Annotated in this window: 4 protein-coding genes; all 4 read right to left on the bottom strand. The window is 63.6% G+C overall.

Annotation, left to right across the window (positions count from 1 at the left end):
- A partial coding sequence (locus F6X42_RS42090) for a hypothetical protein (RefSeq protein WP_187639657.1) occupies positions 1 to 464 on the bottom strand: 464 nt, incomplete at its 3' end.
- A gap of 28 nt (positions 465 to 492) precedes the next feature.
- On the bottom strand, positions 493 to 1386 hold the full coding sequence (locus F6X42_RS42085; protein WP_187639656.1) for a fumarylacetoacetate hydrolase family protein: 894 nt from the start codon (positions 1384 to 1386) through the stop codon (positions 493 to 495).
- Positions 1387 to 1399: 13 nt separating this feature from the next.
- Entirely contained in the window at positions 1400 to 2212 is an 813-nt protein-coding gene (locus F6X42_RS42080; protein WP_187639655.1) for a 2-keto-4-pentenoate hydratase, read from the bottom strand.
- On the bottom strand, positions 2209 to 3021 hold the full coding sequence (locus F6X42_RS42075) for an IclR family transcriptional regulator (protein ID WP_187639654.1): 813 nt from the start codon (positions 3019 to 3021) through the stop codon (positions 2209 to 2211). Before F6X42_RS42075 ends, F6X42_RS42080 begins: the two co-directional genes overlap by 4 nt.
- Positions 3022 to 3043: the final 22 nt, after the last annotated feature.

Here is a 3043-nt window from a genome sequence, read left to right as displayed (position 1 = left end):
TCGGCCAGACACAGGTGTACGCCCGTGATGCCGGGCCGGTCGGCGAGCGGCGGCAAGACCTCTTGACGCAATCCCTTCACGACATCGGCCCGCGCCGCCGAAGGCACGTCGAAGCGCACCGTCATGAGATTGACTCCCTGCCCAACACCTTCCGAATACGCCACATGGCAGATCGAGCGGGCCACGCTGCGAAACGAGGCGACGACCTGCTTCGTCCATGGCGTCGGTGAATTGAGCCGAAGCAGGTAGTCCTGCGCGCCGAGCACCTCCACGGTGTCGGCTTCGTACAGATTGAAGTACTCGGGGCCCGCATCCAGCGCAATATAGCGCCGGCCGCGCCTGAACCCAGGAATCCCGGCGCGTTCCGGCATGTGCTCGCGGTTGTGCCACTCGTAGAATTCATCCTTCGCTTCCGGCAGCAGGTCATGCCAGATTGCGACCACGCCCGTTCCAGCAAGGCTCATATCTCCTCCTTCTATAGATCGAATCGTTTTATCGTGCCAACGGGTATTCGCCGCGGCCCCATGCCGCGCCAAGCGAATCCGCGTACGGCACGACCTTCTGGCTCTGCTCGCCGAGTCCGCTGCCGCCCAGGGTCATCGTGTCGCCCGCTTTCAGAAAGACGGGCGGCTTCTGACCGAGGCCGACGCCGGGAGGCGTCCCGGTAATGATGACGTCGCCAGCCATCAGTGGCATGAAGCGGCTGAGATACGCCACGATATGCGCGACGTTGAAAATCATCGTGCGCGTGTTGCCTGTCTGACGACGTGTGCCGTTGACGTCGAGCCACAGGTCGAGCACCTGTGGGTCGGGCACTTCATCACGCGTCACGAGCCATGGGCCGAGCGGCGCAAAAGAGAAGCCGCTTTTGCCCTTGGTCCACTGACCCTCGCGTTCGAGCTGATACGCGCGTTCGGAAACGTCATTGGCAAGGCAGTAACCCGCCACATGATCGAGCGCGGTGGCTTCATCGATCTGCCAGGCGGGTTTGCCGATTACCACGCCCAGTTCCACCTCCCAATCCAGCTTTTGCGCGTCTGCCGGCAGGATGACCGGATCGTTCGGACCGCTGATCGAACCCGTATGCTTGTTGAACACGACAGGTTCGCGCGGGATCGGCGTATCGGTTTCAGCGGCATGATCGGAGTAGTTCAGACCAATGCACACGAGGTTACGAACATTGCCGATACAGGCGCCGAGGCGCGTGCCCGCTTCCACGACGGGCAGGCGATTCAGATCGAGTTCGCCCAGCTTTGCAAGGGCCGCTGGCGAAACAGTCGTTCCATCGATGTCGTCGACGATGCCCGTCAGATCGCGGATCGCGCCGCTCGAATCGATGACACCGGGATGCTCCTGACCAGGCTGGCCGAAACGGACGAAACGCATTTAGATGCTCCTATCAAGACAAAAAAAGAACGGGCAACGTGCCGAGATCACCGAAGCCGATACGCAACGCACAGCCGATCGGCAACTCGAGCACGCCCGCGTAGGAGCCCGTGATCACAGCCTGGCCGGCATGCAGTCCAAGGCCGCGGACGCGGAGAAAATTGGCGAGCCACACGATCGGCGCGAGCACGCTGCGATCAGGGTGGCGGCCTGCAAAACTGACCGTGTCCTGTCCGGCGCGAGCCAGACTGACGGTGAATTCAACCGGGAGATCGGCCGGCGTCGCGCCCTCGCGCAACTGAACGCGCGGCCCAATGACAAGACCGGCATTGAACAGGCCGTCTGCCAGCAATTCAGGAAACGTCAGCGATTCCGGATGCGCATAGCGACTGCCCAGCAGTTCGAGCGCGAGGTGAACATTCCCGAGAGCGTCGAGCACCTCGGCTTCGCCATACGCTTCGCGCCGTGGCGGCAGATCGCGAGCCAGCAAATAGGCCAGTTCAGGCTCTGCCCGTACCCAAGACTGCCCAGGCATGGCGCGAATGCGGCATTGGGCGCCTCGGTGGATGACGGCGTCATAGATTGGCGCGGCGATGACTTTGCCCGCCGCCGGCAGCGCACATTTCCACGCGCCAGCCTTCCAGCCGAGCTGATCGCCCACCTGCTGCTGGATCGCGAAACCCTCGTCCAGATTCGCAGGCCGCAGTTCGACGGGAAGGCGCTCCGAGGGCGTGCCTTGCCGGCGCGCCGCGACGAGAAGACGTGCTGCCTGGTCGTCCAGCGCAGGGAGTCGCCCGAGAGCCTGAGCTGCGCCCGGCGTGTTCATGCCGCCTCACTCACATGCGCACCGGCACTCTGGCGCGGCCATACGGCACCCAGCTTCGCGGACGCTTGCTGCAATAGCGCGTAAAAGGCCTCGTAACGCTCCGGCTGAACCCGTGTGACCGGCCCTGCAATGCTCATGGTGCCCACCACCTCACCGTCAGGCAGCGCACGCACCGGCACCGCGAGAGCCGCGACGCCCGGCTCGGCCTCTTCGACAACGAGACCGTAGCCACGCTGCCGGGTCCGCTCCAACTCCGGAATCAACTGCTCGACGCTGCCGATGGCCTTCGGCGCGCATGCGCCGCTGGCGGCCGCTTTGCCGAGTCCACCGCGCAACGCGCATTCAATCGCCTCGTCGTTGGACATGGTCGCCAGCCATACCTTGCCGTTGGCCGTGGCGTGCAGGACGATGGGCTTGTCCATCGACGGCGAATACATCAGGCCAGGCGCCGCGCCCTGGGACGACGCGAGCCACGCGAGCGTGCCTTCGTTGACAACCGTCAACCGGACCAGCTCGCGGCACTGGGCTGCGACTTCATCGAGGATGGGCTGCACCAGACCCGGTAACCCGAGCCCATGCAGGTAACGCTGACCCAGCAAGGACAGCTTCAAGGTCAGACGGTACTGGGACGTCTGCTCATCCTGTTCCGCCCAACCCTGCTCGCAGAGTTGCGCGAGCACCCGGTGAGCGGGCCCTTTTTCCAACTCCAGTTCCGCGGCGATGTCCGACATACGCATCCATCGCGCTTCTCTTGCGAGCAACTCGATCGCCTGTAGCGACCGGTCAACTGCACCCTTGACAACTCTCATAATTGACGTAACATGATTCTTA

The sequence above is a fragment of the Paraburkholderia podalyriae genome, from assembly GCF_014397785.1.
Lineage (GTDB): Bacteria > Pseudomonadota > Gammaproteobacteria > Burkholderiales > Burkholderiaceae > Paraburkholderia > Paraburkholderia podalyriae.
This window is presented reverse-complemented; position numbering and strand designations above follow the sequence as displayed.